Source organism: Plantibacter sp. MCCC 1A11337, from assembly GCF_013349365.1.
Classification (GTDB): domain Bacteria; phylum Actinomycetota; class Actinomycetes; order Actinomycetales; family Microbacteriaceae; genus Plantibacter; species Plantibacter flavus_A.
Map to the genome: position 1 here is coordinate 758,956 of NZ_JABJWX010000002.1, position 18,781 is coordinate 777,736.

The 18,781-nt window shown below is 71.0% G+C and carries 15 protein-coding genes; 8 read left to right on the forward strand and 7 right to left on the reverse strand.

The genetic code is table 11. The annotated features are described in order from the left end of the window. Positions 1-64: 64 nt before the first annotated feature. Positions 65-712, reverse strand: a complete 648-nt coding sequence (locus tag HOW07_RS10930; RefSeq protein WP_175116956.1) for a pyridoxal 5'-phosphate synthase — start codon at positions 710-712, stop codon at positions 65-67. A gap of 156 nt (positions 713-868) precedes the next feature. On the opposite strand from HOW07_RS10930, the gene HOW07_RS10935 reads away from it, so the two are divergent. Continuing rightward, positions 869-1,714: an alpha/beta fold hydrolase gene (locus HOW07_RS10935; RefSeq protein ID WP_175116957.1), complete on the forward strand. Its 846-nt coding sequence runs from the start codon at positions 869-871 to the stop codon at positions 1,712-1,714. Positions 1,715-1,961: 247 nt separating this feature from the next. Here HOW07_RS10935 and HOW07_RS10940 read toward each other — a convergent pair whose 3' ends face one another. After that, positions 1,962-3,461, reverse strand: coding sequence for a CdaR family transcriptional regulator (locus HOW07_RS10940; protein WP_175116958.1), 1,500 nt, complete (start codon positions 3,459-3,461; stop codon positions 1,962-1,964). A 73-nt stretch (positions 3,462-3,534) separates the two neighbouring features. On the opposite strand from HOW07_RS10940, the gene HOW07_RS10945 reads away from it, so the two are divergent. The 6 genes from HOW07_RS10945 to HOW07_RS10970 all read left to right on the forward strand — a co-directional run bounded on the left by HOW07_RS10945 (position 3,535) and on the right by HOW07_RS10970 (position 11,657). Next, positions 3,535-4,671: a DUF917 domain-containing protein gene (locus tag HOW07_RS10945; protein ID WP_175116960.1), complete on the forward strand. Its 1,137-nt coding sequence runs from the start codon at positions 3,535-3,537 to the stop codon at positions 4,669-4,671. Next, the gene (locus HOW07_RS10950) at positions 4,668-6,272 is read left to right on the forward strand and encodes a hydantoinase/oxoprolinase N-terminal domain-containing protein (RefSeq protein ID WP_064296013.1); all 1,605 of its coding nucleotides are present in this window, start codon (positions 4,668-4,670) and stop codon (positions 6,270-6,272) included. The genes HOW07_RS10945 and HOW07_RS10950 overlap by 4 nt, the downstream gene beginning before the upstream one ends. Positions 6,273-6,378: 106 nt before the next feature. Then, complete coding sequence (locus HOW07_RS10955) at positions 6,379-7,971, forward strand: ABC transporter substrate-binding protein (RefSeq protein ID WP_175116962.1); 1,593 nt, start codon at positions 6,379-6,381, stop codon at positions 7,969-7,971. A 2-nt stretch (positions 7,972-7,973) separates the two neighbouring features. Continuing rightward, positions 7,974-9,026, forward strand: coding sequence for an ABC transporter permease (locus tag HOW07_RS10960; protein ID WP_079001089.1), 1,053 nt, complete (start codon positions 7,974-7,976; stop codon positions 9,024-9,026). A 4-nt stretch (positions 9,027-9,030) separates the two neighbouring features. Further along, the gene (locus HOW07_RS10965) at positions 9,031-10,872 is read left to right on the forward strand and encodes a dipeptide/oligopeptide/nickel ABC transporter permease/ATP-binding protein (protein WP_175116963.1); all 1,842 of its coding nucleotides are present in this window, start codon (positions 9,031-9,033) and stop codon (positions 10,870-10,872) included. Next, entirely contained in the window at positions 10,869-11,657 is a 789-nt protein-coding gene (locus HOW07_RS10970) for an ABC transporter ATP-binding protein (RefSeq protein ID WP_175116964.1), read from the forward strand. Before HOW07_RS10965 ends, HOW07_RS10970 begins: the two co-directional genes overlap by 4 nt. 132 nt (positions 11,658-11,789) lie before the next feature. On the opposite strand, the gene HOW07_RS10975 is transcribed toward HOW07_RS10970, so the two are convergent. From HOW07_RS10975 to HOW07_RS10995, 5 genes are all read right to left on the reverse strand, one after another. Continuing rightward, positions 11,790-13,154, reverse strand: coding sequence for an MFS transporter (locus HOW07_RS10975; RefSeq protein ID WP_175116966.1), 1,365 nt, complete (start codon positions 13,152-13,154; stop codon positions 11,790-11,792). 163 nt (positions 13,155-13,317) lie between these two features. After that, positions 13,318-14,316 carry an ABC transporter substrate-binding protein gene (locus HOW07_RS10980; protein WP_121291320.1) on the reverse strand — a complete coding sequence of 333 codons (999 nt, stop codon included), beginning with the start codon at positions 14,314-14,316 and terminating at the stop codon, positions 13,318-13,320. Between the two features lie 60 nt (positions 14,317-14,376). Next, complete coding sequence (locus HOW07_RS10985) at positions 14,377-15,228, reverse strand: ABC transporter ATP-binding protein (RefSeq protein WP_175116968.1); 852 nt, start codon at positions 15,226-15,228, stop codon at positions 14,377-14,379. Beyond that, positions 15,225-16,280 (reverse strand): FecCD family ABC transporter permease, encoded by a 1,056-nt coding sequence (locus HOW07_RS10990; RefSeq protein WP_371743656.1) that lies wholly within the window; start codon positions 16,278-16,280, stop codon positions 15,225-15,227. The genes HOW07_RS10985 and HOW07_RS10990 overlap by 4 nt, the downstream gene beginning before the upstream one ends. Further along, positions 16,277-17,287, reverse strand: coding sequence for an iron ABC transporter permease (locus HOW07_RS10995; protein WP_175116969.1), 1,011 nt, complete (start codon positions 17,285-17,287; stop codon positions 16,277-16,279). Before HOW07_RS10995 ends, HOW07_RS10990 begins: the two co-directional genes overlap by 4 nt. 169 nt (positions 17,288-17,456) lie before the next feature. Between HOW07_RS10995 and HOW07_RS11000 the strand changes: the two genes are divergently transcribed. Continuing rightward, complete coding sequence (locus HOW07_RS11000) at positions 17,457-18,731, forward strand: CaiB/BaiF CoA-transferase family protein (protein WP_175116971.1); 1,275 nt, start codon at positions 17,457-17,459, stop codon at positions 18,729-18,731. The last annotated feature ends 50 nt before the right edge of the window (positions 18,732-18,781 follow it).

The window sequence follows — 18,781 nt, forward strand, 5'->3', positions numbered from 1 at the left end:
GGCTCAATGACCGGGTTGGGCTCGACGACCGGGTTAGGGGAGGCGGCCGGTGGTCGCCTCTCCGCTACGGCTGCAGGCGGTCCACGATCCAGCCACCGTCGGCCGCGAGGTAGCGGAGGCGCCGGTGCATGCGGTCGCGGCTGGCGTGCCAGAACTCGACCATGTCGGGGACCAGCCGGAACCCGACCCAGGTGGCCGGGCGGGGGACATCGTCGCCCTCGCGCTCGAGCAGCTCGTTGGCCCGCGCGATGAGGGCGTCGAGGGTCTCCTCCGGGCCGTCGCGGAACGGCGTCGACTGGTGGGCGACCGCCGTCGCCGCTCGCGACTTGGGCGAGCGGTCGGCGAACAGCGCGTCGGACTCCTCGTCGCTCAACTGCTCGACGCGGCCCTCGAAGCGGAGCTGCTGCATCGTCTCGCGCCAGTACACCTGAAGGGCGGCGCTCGGGTTCTCGGCGAGCTGCCCGCCCTTCCGGCTCTCGGTCGAGGAGCCGAAGATCAGGCCGCGATCGTCGAGGGTCTTCACATCGACGGTGCGCGCGCTCACGACGCCCACCGAGGTGGCGGTCGCGAGGGTCATCGACCGGGGTTCGCTGACGTCCCGCTCGATCGCTGCGGCGAGCCACTGCTGAGCGAGCAGCATGGGCTCGGCGGGCGGGGTCTCGAACTCGGGCAGCTGCAGGGTGTCGTCTCCGGAGAGGGATTCGGCGCTCATGTCGCGAGCCTACCCGCGTTGCCCTCGGTACCGACGACTGGGGCGTCGGCACAGTCTCCTCCGGAACCGTGGTGTCCGGGCACATGGTGCCCGGACAGGCCGCGGGCTAGCCTCGAAACGCCCGCCAGGGCGCACCTCCGAGAGAGTGGGTACCGCATGCCGTACACCGACACCGACGACGTCTCGATCTACTACGAGGTGGAGGGCGACCCCGCCCACCCGGTGATCGTGCTCATCGCCGGCGGCGGCGCGCAGCTGCTCACCTGGCGCGATCCGTTCCGGAGAATGCTCGTGGACGAAGGCTTCCGGGTCGTGCGGTTCGACAACCGCGACGTCGGCTTCTCGCAGCGGTTCGGCGGCGAGACCGACCTCGACGGCGGGTACTCGCTCGGCGACATGGGCGACGACGTCCTGCGGGTGCTCGACCACCTCGGGGTCGAACAGGCGCACCTCGTCGGGCACTCGATGGGCGGCATGATGGCGCAGATGGTCGCTCTCGACCACCCGGAGCGCGTGCTGAGCCTCGGCCTGCTGTCCACGATCCCCGGCCAGGACCCGCGCTACATCCTGCACGGCGAGCGGCCCGAGCTGCTCGTCGAGCCGGTGCGATACACCCGGGAGGAGTCCGTCGCCGCGATGGCGGAGCTCGCCGCACCCGTGCCCGGCGCGCGCTACCAGCCGGACACCGCCTGGGAGGTGTGGGCGACAGGTGAGGCCTACGATCGTGGCTACGCGCCAGAGGGCTTCAGCCGGCAGTGGGCGGCGCTCCTGCGTGCGCCGGAGCGACTCGAGCGACTCCGCGACGTGACCGTACCGACGCTCGTGCTCCACGGTCGCGAGGACGACGTCCTGCACTGGTCCTCCGCCGTGGACATCGCTCAGGCGATGCCGGCGGCCGAGCTCCACGTCCTCCCCGGCATGGGGCATCTCATCCCCGCCGAGCTCTGGCCGACGCTCGCCGCCGGCATCGTCCGGGTGGCGAGGAGTTCGTCCGGCCGTTGAGCTTGGCCGGGTGGTGCTCGCAGGCCCTTCGACAGGCTCAGGGAGCGGGGTGGCTTCGTCCGGTCATCGAGCTTGTCGAAATGCAGCACGGGGGACGTGTCGCTGACGGGAGGGTTGTTCGTGGGCCCTTCGACAGGCTCAGGGACCGGGGGTTGAGGCAGGGACCGCGGGCTCGGGGAGGGCTGCCCTTCGACAGACTCAGGGACCGGGGACCGGGGACCGGGGACCGGGGGCCGGGGGACCGGGGCTATGGCGTGCCGATGAGGCGCACCCGGCAGGCGAGTTCCGCGGCGAAGCGGACGTCGGGGTCGGCGAGGTCGAGTTCGAGCGACTGCTCGATGCGCCGGATCCGGTAGTTCACCGCGTTCGGGTGCAGGTTCAGTTCCGCTCCGGCACGCGCCAGCGAGTTCCGATGGCTGAGGTACGCGAGGAGCGTCCGCACCGAGATCGTGGCCCGCTCCGGTCCGAGGGCGTCGAGTGGCGAGAGGATGTCGTCGAGCAGCGTCCGGCTGAGCGGTGAAGCGTAGAAGTCGAGGAGCACCCGCCGCAGCCCGGTGACGTCCGTCGCCTCCATGGTGCCGAAGCGACCACCCGCGATGGCGGCCTCCGCAGCGACCCGCGCCTCGGTCGCCGACTGCCGGAGCCCCGCCGCCCCGCTCTGCGGCGTCCCGAGCCCGACGGTGAACGTCCACTCCGGCCCTGCGATCGTCGCGGCGTGCGCGACGATCCGCTCCATCACGTCGCGCAGGCGCCGCTGGTGGTCGGGTGCGCCGAGCTCCTCCGAGGCGATGACGACGATCTCGTCGCGCCGCATCGCGAGGTGCCACTGCTCCTCGCGCTGGTCGACGAGTTGGAGGGCGAACAGTTCGACGGACGGCGCGAGGACGGTGGGCGCCCGACGGTCGGGATCGCTCGCGTGTTTCGGGGTCAGCCACGCCACCGCGTGCGACAGCTGCAACGGCAGCCCGGCGCGGACCGCGTCCATCGCGAAGCCGTCGATACGGGACGATTCCGCGAAGATCAGCTCGATGATGAGTTCCGCCCGCGAGCGAACCGAACCGAACCGTCCGTGCAGCTCCCGTTGCAGGGCGCGCGAGAGGACGGAGGCGATGACCGGGAGCGCGATCGCCGCCGCCGGGTCGTCACGCTCGGCGTGGACGCGGCCGATCGGGATCTCACCGATGCACACCGCGTCGGGTTCGAGCCAGCTGGCACTCGCATCCTCGACGAGCGTGACCGGCACCCCGAGCGTCGTGCTGGCGACCTCGAGGATCGCCTCCCGCACGCCGACACCCGACGCCTGTTCGGCTTCGGCCGCGGACGCGCTGATCACCCGCTGGATCGCGAACTCGGCGCGCGACATCGCCTCTTCGGCCCCGCCGCGGATGGTGCGGTCCATGAGCACGGCGAGGTCGGAGGCGATGCCCTCGCTCATGATCACCGGCAGACCACCGCGGTCCGCGAGGGCCCGTGAGGTCTCGGCGACCGGGAACGCACCGACGAACACGAGGCCGGCACAGCCCGCGGCGATGGCCCGGCGGATGGCGATGTCGACCTGGTACGGCCTCGGGACGGCGCCGTCGGGGGTCGTCACGATGGCGATGGAGTGCTCGGTCGCGTCGTTCAACTCGTCGAGCGCGAGGATCTCGACGCCGGTGACCGGCACGCCCGCGGGGGCACCGGCGACGCAACGGGCGCCGAGATGCTCGGCTTGGAGGATGACGTCCGCGACGGTGACTTGGGCCATGAGCACATTCTGCCCCGATTGTGTGGGCTGGGGGAACATTGTCGTGTTTCCCGACCCTGCCTACGCTCGGTACATGTCAACGAACCACCCCGCTGCACGCTCCGCAGCGTTGGCCACGCCGATCACCAGCATCACCCTGGCCGACGTGCCGGCGCTCGCCGCAGGATGCGCCATCTTCGGCACCGGAGGCGGCGGCGCGGTGCAGACCCCGCAGCTCGGCGTCGAGATCGCCCTGGAGCGGTTCGGACCGGTCCCCGTCAAACAGGTCGCCGACCTCGACGCGGACGACGTGGTCGTCGCCATGTCCGGCATCGGTGCCCCTTCGGTGGGCTTCGAGATGCTCGGCGCGAGCGGCCAGGCCGAGATCATCGTCGAGGAGATCGAGCGCCTCACGGGCAAGCGCATCACCACGATCATGGCGACGGAGATCGGCGGCAGCAACGGCGTCGGGCCCGTCGGCTGGGCCGCGAGCCTCGGCCTCAGCATCCTCGACGCCGACGGCATGGGGCGCGCCTTCCCGGAAGCGCCGATGACCGCGATGAACGTCGCGAACCTCCCGCCCGGGTACGCGGTCCTCAGCGACGTGATCGGCAACGTCTCGATCCTGCGGCCGGTCAGCCTCGCCTGGCTCGAGCGCCACGCCCGCGCCCTCACCGTGGCCAGCGGAGCGATCTCGATCGGCGCCAACTACGTCATGGACCGCGACACCGTCCGCGGCGCGGTCATCGAGGGCAGCGTCAGTCGCGCCGTGCAGGTCGGGCGACGGCTCCTCACCGCCACCGACCCCGTCGGCGCACTCACGGACGAACTCGGCGCATCCCTCATCACCGGAGGCAAGGTCGTCGACATCGAGCGCCGCACCGAGGGCGGGTTCACCCGCGGCTCCGTCACGGTCGAGGGGATCGGCGAGCACCGCGGTCGCCTCACCCGCGTGGAGATCCAGAACGAGAACCTCGTCGTCATGGAGGACGGAGCGGTCATCGTCAGCGTCCCCGACCTCGTCACGATCGTCGACTCCGAGACGGGCGACGCGATCTCCACCGAGATGCTGCGCTTCGGACAACGGGTGAGCGTCCTCGCCTGGGCGTGCGACCCACTGTGGCGCACCGAGCGCGGCCTCGAACTCGCCGGTCCGCGCGCGTTCGGCTACGACCTCGACTACGAGCCGTTCGGCGTGAGCGCCGACGAGACCATTGGAGCGACCCGATGAGCGCCGGCACCAGCACCGTCACCGACACCTCGGGTGAACTCGCGATCGGCATCGACGTCGGCGGGACCAACACCGACGCCGTCGCGCTCTCGGGCACGGGCGAGGTCGTCTCGTGGACGAAGCAGCCCACCACCCGCGACGTCACCGGCGGCATCCGGGCGGCGCTCGCCGAGGTCCTCGACCAGCTCGGCGACGACCGGGGCCTCGTCACCCGCGTCATGCTCGGCACCACCCACGCGACGAACGCGATCGTCAACCGTCGCGACCTCGGACGCGTCGTCGTCATCCGGCTCGGCTCGCCCGCCGCCACCTCGCTCCCGCCGCTCGCCGGCTGGCCGCGGGAACTGCGCGACGTCGTCCTCGCGGGGAGCATCCTCGCCGGCGGCGGCCACCTCGTCGACGGCTACCCGATCGCCCCGCTCGACCGCGACCTCATCCGCCGGGAGCTCGACGCCCTGGCCGGCACCTTCGACGCGGTCGCCGTCTGCGGCATCTTCAGCCCGTCGTTCCCCGAACAGGAGCTCGAGGTCGAGGCGCTCGTCCAGGACCACGTCGGTGTCGACATCCCGGTGTCGCTGAGCCACGAGATCGGCGCGCTCGGCCTGTTGGAGCGCGAGAACGCGACCGTCCTCAACGCGTCCCTCTACGCCGTCGCCCGCGACGTCACGAACGCGCTCACGACCGTCGTCGCCGAGGAGCGACTCGACGCGACGACCTACTTCGCCCAGAACGACGGCACGCTCATGGCCGTCGAGTACGCGGCGCGCTATCCGGTGCTCACGATCGGCTCCGGACCGGCGAACTCCATCCGCGGTGCCGCGTTCCTCTCCGGTGCCGACAACGCGATCATCATCGACGTCGGCGGCACGACGAGCGACCTCGGCGTGCTCGTCGACCGGTTCCCCCGCGAGTCGACCCTGCCCCGCGAGGTCGGTGGCGTCCGGACGAACTTCCGCATGCCCGACATCCTGAGCGTCGGCCTCGGCGGCGGCACGATCGTCGACACCGCGACCGGTGTCCCGCGGCACGACTCGGTCGGCTACCGGCTCACCGAGGAGGCGCTGCTGTTCGGCGGCACCACCCCGACCCTCACCGACGCGGCCTCGCTCCAGTTCGGCATCGCCGACCGCGAGCTGCCGCCCCTCGACCGCGCGACCCGCCAAGCACTCGAGCACGCGCTCGGCGTCGCCCACGAACGCATCGAGTCCGCCGTCGAGCGCATGTCGCTCGGCCGCACCGGCCTCCCGCTCGTCGTCGTCGGCGGCGGAGGATTCCTCGTCCCGGACGCCGTCCTCGGCGCGAGCGAGGTCCTGCGCCCGGCGCGCGGCAACGTCGCCAACGCCGTGGGCGCGGCCATCGCGCTCGCCGGTGGGCGCTCCGATCAGCTCTGCGACTTCGCCGACCGCGCAGCCGCCATCGAGGAGGCAGGACGCTCCGCGATCGAGAAGGCGATCCAGGCCGGCGCAGACCCGCGCTCGGTCGAGATCGTCGACGTGCTCGAGACCCCCGTCTCGTACGCCACCCGTCCCACCCTGAAGGTCTCCGTGAAGGCGGCGGGTCCGCTCGCCCGCATCGGAACGGCGACCCGACAGCGCATCTGACCCACCCCAGCACCAGCACAGCTCTCCACCAGCACCAGCACGGCACCTCACCCCATCTGATCCGGCCACCCGCGCACCACGGCCACCCGAGTACGAAGGATCCAGCATGAACAGCAAGCGGAAAGCCGCGGCGGCCCTCGCCACCGCGGCCCTCACCGCGGTGGCCCTCACCGCGTGCACCTCCTCGCAATCCTCCGATTCCTCCGGCGAGTACGTCTCCGGCGGCACCTTCGTCACCGCGATGAGCGGCGACCCCGGCAGCCTCGTCCCCATGACGGGTATCAGCCTCGAGGCCCGCGAGATCATCAGCTTCCACTACGAGTCGCTCGTGTACGTCAACGCCGACGGCGAGCTCCTGCCGTGGCTGGCCGAGAGCTGGGAGGAGGACGCGAGCTCCACCTCCATCACCTACACGCTCAAGGACGGCATCACCTGTGCGGACGGCACCCCGTTCACCGCGGAGACCGCCGCGGCGAACATCACCTACAACGCCGACCCGGCCAACGCGACCTTCTACTACGGCGCGCAGGTCTCCGAGCGGATGACCGCGACCGCCGACGGCAACCAGCTCACCGTCACGAGCTCGACGCCCGACCCGTTCATCCTCGCCAACACCGGCACCGTCGAGATGGTCTGCCAGGCCGGCCTCGACGACCCCGACTCCCTCGTCGAGACGATGAACGGCACCGGCCTCTTCACCCTCGACAAGGCGACCCCGGGTTCCAGCTACACCTTCACGAAGCGCGACGACTACACCTGGGGTCCCGAGGACGTCACGAGCGACACCAAGGGCCTGCCGGACACCTTCGAGGTCCGCGTCGTCACCGACCCCGGGACTGCCGCGAACCTGCTGCTCTCCGGTGACGTGAACGCCGCGAGCATCGGCGGCGCCGACCAGGACCGCGTCGAGGCCGCCGGTCTCGGCAGCGAGGGCGTGCGCAACCCGATCGGCGAGATGCTCTTCAACGAGCGTCCCGAGCGTCCCACCTCCGACCCCCTCGTCCGTGAGGCCCTCGTCACCGCGATCGACCGCGAGCAGGTCGGCGAGGTCGTCACCGACGGCACCGCCGAGGAGTCGAAGTCGCTCGTCGTGAAGAGCCCGTACCTCTGCGTCGCCGACGGCCCGCAGTGGACGCTCCCCGAGACGGACGTCGAGAAGTCCGGCGAGCTGCTCGATGAGGCGGGCTGGAAGCTCGGTTCCGATGGCAAGCGGTCGAAGGACGGTGAGCCGCTGACGATCAAGTTCATCTACGACGCGGCCACCCCGAGCCACGCGGCGGCGGCCGAGCTCGTGCAGCAGACCTGGGACGAGCTGGGCGTCACGACCGAGCTGTCGGGCAACGACGCGAACGCCTGGTCCGAGCAGCTGTTCTCGACCTTCGACTGGGACACCGGCTTCGTGCAGATCGCTCCCGGCGGACCGGTCATCGTGAACACCTTCTTCGGTGGCGAGACCCCGGACAAGGGCGGCAACAACTTCATGTTCGTCGACAACCCGGAGTACGACGCGCTCGCCGAGCAGGCCAAGACGGCCAGCCCCGAGGAGACCTGCGACCTCTGGCAGCAGGCGGAGGCGAAGCTCATCGAGCGGACGGACGTGTTCCCGATCGCCGACGCGCAGGACTTCATGTACCTGAACGGCGCCGAGGTCGAGCGGCCGAACTTCATCCGCCCGACGAGCATCCGGATGGTCGGCTGATCATGGCGATCCCCTCGACCGTGACCACCGGGCAGGCCACCGACCCGGCCACGGGCCCCGGCGGCCCGGCGGTCGCGCGTCGAGGGGGTCGTGGCGTCCTCGGCGGACTCTCCCCGCGGACGTCCTTCATCCTCCGACGACTCGGCCGGGTGCTCGTCTCCCTCGCCATCGTCATCGTCGCGACGTTCCTGATCGTGCAGCTCGTGCCGGGCGACCCGGTGCGGGCTGCGCTCGGGAACAGTGCCACGCCGGAACTCGTCGAGCGGACGCGCGCCGACCTCGGCTTGAACGTGCCGGTGCCGGAGCAGTTCGTCAACTACGTCAGCGGACTGTTCCGCGGCGACTTCGGCACGGCGATCGGGTCGCAGCGGCCGGTCGCCGACACGATCGCGCAGCGCTTCCCGGTGACGCTCACCCTCGCGGTCGCGTCCTTCCTCCTCGCGGCGATCGGCGCCTTCCCCATCGGCGTCGCGACCGCGGTGTCCTCGCGCACCGGCCGCCGCCGACTCGCCGACCTCGGCGTCTCGGGTCTGCTCGGCGTGCTGATCGCCATCCCGAGCCTCCTGCTCGCCGTCGGTCTCATCGCCGTGTTCAGCATCGGGCTCAAGGTGCTCCCGGCCGCCGGCTGGGGAGGCTTCGACCAGGCGATCCTGCCGGTGGTGGCCCTCGCGGTCGGCCCGATGGCCTACCTGGCCCGCATCGTGCACGTGGAGATGCTGGCCGTCCTGGAGATGCCGTACATGACCACGGCACGGAGCAAGCGCCTTCCGACACACCTCGTCTACCTCCGGCACGCGCTGCCGAACATGGTGACGTCCACGCTCACGATCGGCGGCATCATCCTCACGGGCATGGTCGCCGGCACCGTGCTCATCGAGACGGTCTTCGCCATCCCCGGTCTCGGGACGAGCATCGTCTCGTCGATCACCTCGAAGGACTACCCGATGATCCAGGGCATCGTGCTCGTGTACGCGATCCTCGTCCTCGGCCTCAACCTCCTCATCGACATCGCGCTCGCGACGATCGATCCGCGCTCCTCGATCACGGAGGGCTGAGCTCATGCGTGCATCCACCCGCTCGAACCGGTCGCCGGTGCTCGACCGCCTCCGCACCCCGCGCGGCCTCACCGGCGCGATCGGCGCGCTCCTCATCATCGTGGTCGCGGTCGTCGGCCCGACCGTCTGGGGGTCCGCCGCAGACACGACGTCCGTCGCCGACCGCCTCGCCGGTGCGAGCCTCGCCCACCCCTTCGGCACCGACGAGCTCGGCCGGGACGTCTTCGCCCGGGTCATGGTCGCCACGCGCGTGTCCGTGCTCCTGACCCTCGGCGCCACGGCGATCTCGTTCGTCGGCGGCGTCGTGCTCGGGGCCGTCGCGACGGTCCTGCCTCGACCGCTCCGCCGACTCGTCACCGCCCTCATCGACATCCTGCTGTCGTTCCCGTGGCTCCTCATGGCGCTGTTCTTCTCGGTGATCTGGGGCGCGAGCGCCACCGGCGCGATGCTCGCCGTCGGGTTCGCCGGCGTGCCGACCTTCGCCCGCCTCACCTACACGCTCGCGTCGTCGCTCATCGGTCGCGACTACGTGAAGGCCGCGCGGATCGCGGGTGTCGGGCAGGCGGAGGTGCTCGTCCGGCACGTCATGCCGAACATGCTCCCGCCGATGCTCGTGAACGCGGCGGTCTCCGCCTCCGGCACGCTGCTCGCCTTCGCCGGCCTGTCCTTCCTCGGTCTCGGGGTGCAGGCACCCGAGTACGACTGGGGGCGCCTCCTCGGCCTCGGGATCGCCCGCATCTACGGCAACCCGATGGCGGCGATCGGTCCCGGTATCGCGCTCGTCGTGTGCGGCGTCATCTTCACGCAGCTGGGCGAGCTCTGGAACGAGTCCTCGAAGCGGCTGCTCGGCCTGCCTGCGCCGGCGCGACGTCGCACCGCGGCTCCCGCGACCGCCTCGGCTGCGGCTGCGACCCCGGCCGACCAGGAGCCCGTCGTGCAGGTGCGCGACCTCCGCGTCGCCTTCCCGGACCGCGACGGCCGACTCGTCGAGCGCGTCCACGGCATCAGCCTCACGATCATGCCCGGCGAGGTCGTCGGTGTCGTCGGCGAGTCCGGATCGGGCAAGTCGGTGAGCGCGATGGCCATCGCCGCCCTCCTCGGGCCGGACTCCTCGGTACAAGCCTCGGAGCTGAGCTTCCGCGGGATCGACATGACCGCACCGCTCACGAAGGCCGAGCGCAGCCGCCTCGGCCTCGAGCTCGCCATGGTCTTCCAGGACCCGCTCACCTCGCTCAACCCCTCGCTCACGATCGGGAAGCAGCTCCGCGAGACCGTCGAGGTCCACGAGGGGCTCTCGACGGCCGAGTCCACGAAGCGTGCCGAGGCCGCACTCGAGTCGGTGCGGATCCCGCTTCCGGCCAAGCGCCTGAAGCAGTTCCCGCACGAGCTGTCCGGCGGCATGCGCCAGCGGGCCATGATCGGCATGGGACTCATGGGCCGCCCGAAGCTGCTCATCGCCGACGAGCCGACGACGGCGCTCGACGTGACGGTGCAGCGCCAGGTCCTCCGGGTCCTCCACGAGGCGCAGGAGCAGACGGGCGCTGCGATCCTGCTCATCTCGCACGACATCGCCCTCGTCAGCGGGTTCTGCGACCGCATCCTCGTCATGAAGGACGGCCGCATCGTCGAATCGCTCGACGCCGACCGCCTCCACGAGGCGCGGCATCCGTACACCCGCGGGCTCATCGCCTGCGTCCCCGACATGACCTCCGACCGCACCATGCCGCTCCCGGTCATCGGTGCGATCGACGAGATCGACGAGGAGGACCCCCTCGTCCCTGCCCTTCGACAAGCCCAGGATCCGGTTGTCGAAGGACCCATCACCACCGAAGGACGGCGCGCATGACCGGTCTCGAATTCTCTGGCCTCACGGTCCGCTACGGCCACGGCGCGTCCGCGCACACCGCGGTCGACGGCTTCGACCTCACGGTCCGACCGGGCACGTCCCACGGGCTCGTGGGCGAGTCGGGCTCGGGCAAGTCGACGGTCGCCGCGGCCGCCGTCGGTCTCGTCATCCCGAGCGCCGGCGGCATCCGACTGAACGGCGCCGACATCGTGGGGCGCTCGTCCGCTGCCCGTCGTGCGCGTCGACGCGTGCAGCTCGTCTTCCAGGACCCGTACTCCGCGCTCGACCCGCGCATGCCGATCGGACTGTCGATCGCCGAGGGGTCCCGGGCGACGGGGCGCTCCTGGAGTCGCTCGGAGCAGCGGTCCCGGGTGGGTGAGCTGCTCGAGCGCGTGCACATCGACCCGGACCGGGCGAATGACCTGCCGTCGGCGTTCTCGGGTGGTCAGCGGCAGCGCATCACGATCGCCCGGGCGCTCGCGGCCGAACCGGAGGTCCTCATCGCCGACGAGATCACCTCGGCGCTCGACGTGTCGGTGCAGGGCGTCGTCCTCAACCTCCTGCGCGAGCTGCAGCGCGAGCTCGAACTCACGGTGCTGTTCATCTCCCACAACCTCGCCGTCGTGAACTACATGTGCGACACGGTGAGCGTCATGCAGGCCGGCCGGGTCGTTGAGGCGGGTCCGACGACCACCGTCCTCGCTGCTCCCGAGGACGCCTACACCCGAGAACTCCTGGCCTCCGTGCCCGTGATGGGCCGTCGCATGGCCTGGGACGAGGAGTAGCGGAGGGATTCCTGCTCTCGGTCACTGAGTGCACCTCTCCCGGTCACTGAGCTTGTCGAAGTGCACCCGGATGACGTCGCCCGTCGACAGGCGGTTCCTGAGCCTGTCGAAGGGCGGGATCGGGGGAACAGGTCAGCCGCGCTGCTTGCGCGGCAGGGTCTCCGGGAGGAACGCGATCCCGACGATGCCGATCGCGCTGAGCAGCAGCAGGTACGCCGCCACCAGCCACGGTGCACCACCGCTCGCGGCGACGAGCGCGGTCGCGACGAGCGGGACCGTCCCGCCGACGAGGGCGGCCGGGATCTCGCGGGAGAGCGCGATGCCGCTCCACCGCATCGAGGTCGGGAAGATCTCGGCGAGCAGCGCCCCCGAGGTGCCGATGGTGGCACCCTGGATGACGGCGAGGCCGAGGATCAGGCCCAGCGCGACGAGGGTCGACTGCTCCGTGTTGTAGAGCAGGAACATCGGGAACGCGTAGACCACACCGAAGATCGCGGCGCCCATGAGGACGGGCTTGCGACCGATGCGGTCGGCGAGGCGACCGAACAGCAGCGCCGTCGGGATGGTCAGGACCTCGGCGACGATGAGGCCGATGAGCGCCTCCGTCGGGTGCACACTCAGCGTGCCCGTGACGTACGACAGCGAGAACACCTGCACGACGTAGACCCATGGCAGGGCGAACGTGAACAGCGCCATGCCGCAGATGATCACGCGCCAGTGCGAGCGGATCGCGCCGGCCAGCGGAGCGGAGGTGACGGCACCGCGCTCCTCGGCGCTCTCGAACGCCTTCGTCTCCTTCACGCGCAGGCGGAAGTACAGGGCGAAGGCGACGATGACGACGCTCGCGAGGAACGGGATCCGCCAACCCCAGCTCTGGAACTGGTCGATCGGCAGCGTGCTCACCACGGCGAAGACGGTGGTCGCGAGCGCCATGCCCACGTACACGGAGGCACCGGGGAACGAGGCGGCGAACGCGCGGTGCTTCACGTCGGCGGACTCGCTCGCCATCGTGATCGCGCCCGCGAACTCGGCGCCCGAGCCCATGCCCTGGAAGATCCGCAGCACGATCAGCAGGATCGGTGCCCAGATACCGATGGTCTCGGCGGTGGGGAGCAACCCGATGATGGTGGTCGCGACGCCCATGAAGAGGAGCGTGATGAGCAGCGTCGGTTTGCGCCCGAGCTTGTCGCCGTAATGGGCGAAGATCAGGCCGCCGATCGGGCGGGCACCGAAGCCGACCGCGAAGCCGGCGAACGCGCCGAGCAGGCCGGCGAGGTCACCCGCGCCGGGGAAGAACAGGGGCGCGAACACGAGCGCGGAGGCCAGCCCGTAGAGGGTGAAGTCGTACCACTCGATGACGGTGCCGACCGAGCTGGCGAGGATGGCGCGGCGACGCTGCACCCGGGAGTCGAGGCCGTCGCGATCGATGTCGCTCTGGCCTGCGGTGGTCGTGTCGGATCCGCGTGGGTCGCTCGCGCGCGCGCTCTGGATGGCCATGGCACTCCTTCGTGTTGGGCGCACCCGGGCGGCCGGGACGCCTGACGAGGCTACCGGCCGTCTGGAGGCTCAGCCCATGTGCGGTCGGCACACTCCGGAGTCGATCCGGTGCGTCGGGAGCACACGGGGTGGGGCGCCCGAGGGCCGCCCCACCCCGTGCTCGCTACAGCGCCTTCGACTCGCGGAGGATCCCGGCGAGCGTTTCCATCTGCTTCGCCTGAGACGTGTAGTCGAGGGCGGCGGTGTTCCAGGAGTGGATCTGGCCGGCGACGAGCGCCGGGTGCGAGGCGAAGGTCGCCTGCGCCTCGAGGTCGCTCTGCTGGAAGCCCTCGACGTTGACGAGCAGGACGTCACCGGTCATCGCCTGGCCGGCGTTCTCCCAGCTGTAGATGTCCCAGTAGTAGTAGCCGTCCGGGTTCGCGTTCGTGTACTTCACGCCGAGTTCGCTGTAGAGCTCCGTCTCCGGCTCGTCCTGCGGCTTGACGACGTAGATGCCGCTCGCGTCCGCGTACATCTGCGTGACCTCGAGGTCGGTCTCCTTCGCTGCGGCGGTCAGGTCCGCTGCTGCGGCGTCGTACTTCTCCTTCGCCGCGGCGATGGTGTCCTCGTCGGCTCCGAGCGCCTCGGACAGCTTGTTGAGCGAGGCGATGACGTCGGCACCCTTGCCGCCGACCTTGATGGCGACGACCGGAGCGATCTTCTCCAGCTGCTCCTGCTGCTCGACGTCGGCGACACCGTAGTACGGGCCCTTGAGGTCGAGCGTGCCGTCGCGATCGGTCGGGTAGATCCCGGTCACGATGAGGTCGGGTGCCGCCTCGGCGAGTGCCTCGAGGTCGATCTCGCCGTAGCTGTTGCCGACGATGGCCGTGTCGCCGAGGTCGTAGTCCGAGAACCGCTTGTCGGTGGCGACGTCGACGCGACCGAAGACCGCGACGGGGTCGATGCCGTTGCCGTGCAGGCCGAGCGCGTAGTCGGCGAAGCTCGCGATGCGCTTGGGCTGCTCGTCGAGCTTGACCGTGGTGCCGGTGTCGTCGGTGTAGCTCCAGGCGCCGCTGCTGTCGGCGTCGGAGGCGGCGGTGGGGGAGCAGCCGGCGAGGCCGACCAGGGCGAGCGCGGGCACGAGCACGAGTGCGGCGCGGCGGAGGCGTGAAGAGATCGTCATGATACTTAGGGTAGCCGAACCTAAGTCACGAAACGGTATCGGAATGCCCGATCGCCCGGATCACTTGGCGTCGAGGGCGATCGCGTCGTCAGGGTCGACCGGCACGATGAGTGGCGAACCGCTGCTCGGGTCGGGGATGACGATCGCGTCGAGGTCGAACGCCTCCCGGAGCACGGCCGGGGTGAGGACCTCCCAGGGCGTGCCGTCGGCGATGACCCGGCCGCCGCCCACGACGACGAGGCGGTCGGAGTAGCGACCGGCGAGCGTGAGGTCGTGCAGGACCATGACGACCGTCGCGCCACGTTCGCGGTTGATCGACCGCACGAGTCGGAGGACGTCGAGCTGGTGGCTGAGGTCGAGGAAGGTCGTCGGCTCGTCGAGCAGGATCGTGGGGGCCCGCTGCGCGAGGACCAGGGCGATCCAGGCGCGCTGCAGCTGCCCGCCCGACAGGGAGGCCGTGTCGCGGTCGGCGAGGGTCTCGAGACCGGTGGCGGCGAGCGCCTCGTCGACGGCGATCGTGTCGGCGGGCGTCCACGGCTTGAGGAGGCTCTGGTGCGGGTGCCGCCCCCGCGAGACGAGGTCGCGGACGCTCGTCGCCGACGGCGTCAGGGGCTTCTGCGGCAGGATCGCCAGGCGGCGCGCGACCTCGCGGGTCGGGATCGACCGCACGCCGCGACCGTCGAGCTCGACCGTGCCGGCGGTCGGGGTGAGCAGGCGACCGAACGCCTTGAGCAGCGTCGACTTGCCGCAGCCGTTGGCGCCGATGAGGGTCGTGACCTCGCCCGTCTCGATGCGGAGGTCGAGCCCCTCGAACACCACCGTCTGGTCGTAGGCCAGGGAGACGCCCCGAGCCTCGAGGGCGGGCGTCGGACGCCCTTGCGCGGGCGATGCGGTCGTGGCGGGGTCGGTCATGCGGAGGTCTCCCGTTCCTTGCGGCGCGTCAGCAACCAGATGAGATAGGGCGCGCCGACGATCGCGGTGATGATGCCCACCGGGATCTCGCCCGGCAGGACACCACGGACGAGTGCGTCGCCGCCCGTGACGATGACGGCGCCGAGCAGCGCGGAGGCGAGCAGCGGCGGGCGACCGGTGCGGGCCAGGCGGCGGGCGATCTGCGGCGCGACGAAGGCGACGAACTCGATCGGCCCCGCCGCGGACACGGCCGCTGCGACGAGCAGGACCGCGCACGCGATGACGACGATCCGATGCCGCTGGACCGGGACGCCGAGGCCGGTCGACAACTCGTCGCCGAGCTGGCTGATGTCGAGGCTGCTCGTCTGCAGGACCGCGATCGGCGTCAGGATCGCCAGCGCGACGAGCACCGGCCACACGCTCGACCAGGAGATGCCCGAGAGGCTGCCGACGAGCCACTGTGCCGCCGCTGCCGCCTCGGTGATCTGCGCCCGGGCGATGAGGTAGCTCGTGATGCCGCCAAGGGTCGCGGTGGCACCGATGCCGATGAGGATGAGTCGGAAGCTGTCGACGCCGCCGCGCCAGGACAGCGCGTAGACGGCGGCGGAGGTGACGAGGGCGCCGATCGCGGCCATGGCGGGCAAGCCCAGGCTGAGGGCGCCGGCCCCGACCGAGTAGCTGCCGCCGACCAGGACGATCGCGGCCACGGCCCCGAGCGCGGCACCCGAGGTGACACCGAGGATGTCCGGAGTGGCGAGCGGGTTGCGTGCGAAGGTCTGGGTCAGGGCCCCGGCGAGTCCGAGGGACGCACCGACGAGAAGGCCGCCGACGACCCGGGGGAGGCGGAGCTCGAACACGATGAGTTCCTGGCCGCCGGTCCCACCACCGAGCAGGGTGGTGACCACGTCGGGGATCGTCAGGGACGACGAGCCGGCGACGATCCCGAGCAGGGCGAACGCCAGCGCGACGACGAGACAGGCGATCGTGACGCCGACGACCCGCCCTCGCCACAGGCGGCCGAAGAAGCGGCTGCCCTCCCGCACGGCACTCACAGCTCCGCCATCCGTCCGCGGCGCACGATGGCGATGAACGCGACGCCGCCCACGACGGTGAGGACGACGCCCACGGGCACCTCGGCGGTGCCACCGATGAGTCGACCGATCACGTCGCACGCGAGCAGCACGCTCCCGCCGACGAGTCCCGAGGCGGGGAGGAGCCAGCCGTGATGCCCGCCCACGAGGGTGCGCGCGATGTGCGGCGCGGTGAGCCCGACGAAGGCGATCGGGCCGGTCAGGGCCACGGCGGCGGCCGTGAGCAGGGTGATCGCGGCGAGCCCCACGAGTCGTGCGCGGATGAGGTTCTCACCGAGGCCGTTCGCCAGCTCGGTCCCGAGCGCCAGGGCGTTCAGCGAGCGGATGTTGGCGAACGCGAACACGAGGCCGAGCCCGGCGAAGACCAGGGCCGCGTCGACGCCCGTGAGCGATCGGCCGGACAGTGAACCGACCACCCAGATGCGATAGGCGGCGAGCGTCGTCTCGTCGGACAGGACGAGGTACGAGGTCAGGGCGACGAGCAGGGCCGAGACGGCGGTGCCGGCGATCGCGAGCGGGACGGGACTCGACAGTCCGCGGCCGAGCGCGGCGACGGAGAACACGATGACGCTGGCGACGGTGGCGCCGAGCAGGGCGAGCCAGAGGGTCGTGATCACCGAGCTCGTGCCGAGCACGTAGACCCCGACGACGACCGCGAGGCTCGCGCCGGCGGAGACACCGAACAGGCCGGGGTCGGCGAGCGGGTTGCGGGTCTGCCCCTGCATGACGGCACCGGCGATCCCGAGACAGACGCCGACGAGGACGCCGAGGACCGTGCGCGGCACCCGCGACCCCCAGACGACGGCACCGGTGTCCTGGGTGGGGTCGAACAGTGCGGTGAGGACGGCCACGGGACTGATGAGGTTGCTGCCGAGCATCAGGCTCGCGAGGGCGATGACGAGGAGCGCGACGGCCAGCGTGCCGACGGCGAGCGCGCGTCTCGATCGGAGGAGGGTCGCGCTGCGCATGGAGTTAGCCTAGCCTCACCTATCCCGGTCGTGATGCACGTCGGTTATCGGCGGCGACGGACGGGCGATCCATGGATCGGCGCGGGACGTGTGCGGTTCACCCATGGGTGAGGCCTCCACCGCCCGATACCGTTGACCGGTACGGAGTACAGCGATCAGGAGGACACGAATGACCGAGCAGCCGTCGACCGGAGCCGACACCGAAGCGGTCCTCGCCGCCACGGAACGACTCGCCGTCCCGCCCGGCTCGCTCGAGGGCGTCGTGGTCCTCGATCTCTCCCGCGTCCTCGCCGGCCCCTACGCCGCATCGATGCTCGCCGACCTCGGCGCGACCGTCATCAAGATCGAGAACCCGAACGACCCCGACGTCTCCCGGGGCTTCCCGCCCTACCTGCGCGACGGCGACGAGGAGTTCAGCGGCTACTACGGCCAGTACAACCGCGGCAAGTTCGGTCTGGCGCTCGACCTCGCGAGCGACGCCGGCAAGGAGGTGCTGCGCGACCTCGTCGCGAGCGCCGACATCCTCGTCGAGAACTTCCGCCCGGGGACGATGGCCAAGCTCGGCCTGCCCTACGAGGCGCTCGCCGCCATCAACCCGAAGCTCGTGTACACCGCGATCTCCGGCTACGGACAGACGGGTTCGCGCAGCCGCCGCCCGGCCTTCGACAACACGGCCCAGGCCGCCGGCGGACTCTGGTCCATGAACGGCTACGCGGACCAGCCGCCCGTGCGCGTCGGCGTCACCATCGGCGACCTCTCCGCGACGATGTTCGGCGTCATCGGCACGCTCGCCGCGCTGCGGCACGCCGAGCGCACCGGCGTGGGCCAGCTCGTCGACGTCGCCCAGGTCGACAGCATCATCGCGATGACCGAGACCGCCGTCGTCGACTACACCGTCGACGGGACCGTCGCCTCGCCGTCCGGCAACGAACACGCCTGGGTGCGGCCCTACGAGCTGTTCCCCTGCGCCGACGGACAGGTGTTCTTCGGCGCGTACACCGACAAGCTCTGGAAGGCGAGCTGCGAGCTGTTCGGCACGCCCGAGGCGATCGCCGACCCCGAGATCGACACCATGCGCAAACGCTTCGACGAGGAGGTGTACGCCCGTCGCGTCAAGCCGCTCGTCGTCTCCTGGTTCGCGGACCGCACCCGCGCCGAGCTCGAGGAGCTGGCCGGCGACGTCGTCCCGCTCACCGCCGTGAAGACCATCGGCGAGGTCGTCGACGACCCCGGGACGGCCGAACGCGACATGGTCGTCGAGACCGACTACGGCTCCTTCGGCACCCTCCGCTCCTTCGGCCAGCCGATCAAACTGAGCGCGACGCCCGCGACCACCGACCGCCCTGCGAACCACATGGGCGAGCACGCGGACGACGTGCTCACGGCGCTCGCCGGGTACGACGCCGAACGCATCGCCGCGTTGCGGTCCGGCGGGGTGATCTGAGTGGGGCTCGTGGAGCGGACGGAACAGCCTGCCGACCGTATCGCCGCGTT